The organism is Paraburkholderia sp. BR14312 (genome assembly GCF_040948675.1).
GTDB classification, from domain to species: domain Bacteria; phylum Pseudomonadota; class Gammaproteobacteria; order Burkholderiales; family Burkholderiaceae; genus Paraburkholderia; species Paraburkholderia nodosa_A.
In genome coordinates, this window is the sequence record NZ_JBFPKI010000055.1 from 1 (window position 1) to 1284 (window position 1284).

At 64.0% G+C, this 1284-nt stretch carries 1 protein-coding gene; it reads left to right on the forward strand.

Annotation, left to right across the window (positions count from 1 at the left end):
* The first annotated feature begins 81 nt into the window (after positions 1-81).
* Positions 82-1224, forward strand: coding sequence for an IS481 family transposase (locus AB3X98_RS41950; RefSeq protein ID WP_368607193.1), 1143 nt, complete (start codon positions 82-84; stop codon positions 1222-1224).
* Positions 1225-1284 lie beyond the last annotated feature (60 nt).

Sequence of the window (1284 nt, forward strand, 5' to 3'; positions counted from 1 at the left end):
GTGTATGGACCGGAAACATGGGTAACAGGTGTGCGGGGACATGGGTAACACTTCGGGCGAGTGATTGGCCTGGAGCCGTTCATGCCCTGGAACCCGAGAAACACCATGAACCTGCGTCTGGAATTCGTGAATCTGGCCTTGCAGGAAGGCGCCAACCGGCGTGAACTATGCCGGCGTTTCGGCATCAGCCCGAAGACCGGCTACAAGTGGCTTGCCCGGCATGCACAGGATGACGGCGCCACGGCGTTGGCGGACCGCTCGCGCCGGCCCCTGCAGAGTCCGGCGCGCACCATACCCACAGTCGAGCAGCAGGTGGTTGAACTGCGCCAGGCACATCCCGCCTGGGGCGGGCGCAAGATCAAGCGGCGCCTCGAGGATCTCGGCCACACCGCGGTGCCCGCACCGAGCACGGTGACCGGCATCCTGCACCGCCATGGCCTGATCCGCGCGGAGGCTTCGGAGGCGGCCACACCGTGGCAGCGCTTCGAACACGAGCATCCGAATTCACTCTGGCAGATGGACTTCAAGGGCTGGTTTGAGCTGCAGGACGGGCGGCACTGCTCGCCGCTGACGGTGCTGGACGATCATTCGCGTTTCAACCTGACGCTCGATGCGTGCGGCAGGACCGACACCTCCACCGTACGCGTGCATCTGCGGCAGACGTTTCGCCGTTACGGGCTGCCGCTGCGCATCAACGCGGACAACGGCTCGCCATGGGGCAGTCCCGGCCAGCCGGGACAGCTCACCGAACTGGCCATCTGGCTGATCCGGCTCGGTGTGCGTCTGTCCCATAGCCGGGTGGCGCACCCGCAGACCAACGGCAAGGACGAACGGTTTCACCGCACGCTGAAGGCCGAGGTGCTTAGCGGCCGTCGCTTCGACAGCCTGCGCAACGCCCAGCGGGTGTTTGACGAGTGGCGCACGGTCTATAACCATCAGCGCCCGCATCAGGCCCTGCAGATGGCCACTCCGATCACCCGTTACCGGCCCAGTGCGCACCCGTATCCGGAGACACTGCCGCCGATCGAATATCGCAGCGACGACACGGTGGTACGCGTGGGGTGGAATGGAGAACTCCGTTTCCGGTGCCGGTGTTTCAAGGTTTCAAATGCGCTGCACAAGCTGCCGGTTGCGGTGCGCCCCAGCGCAGGAAGCGGCAACCGCTATGACCTGTTTTTCCTGCATCATCATTTCGGAACCATCAACCTGGACCATCCCGAATGAGCGGATCATGTGTTACCCATGTCCCCGCACACCTGTTACCCATGTCTCCGGTCCATACAC

What these genes read in the sequence shown, in the direction of transcription:
- AB3X98_RS41950 (WP_368607193.1), top strand. Translation starts at nt 82, where the DNA reads ATGCCCTGGAACCCGAGAAACACCATGAACCTGCGTCTGGAATTCGTG.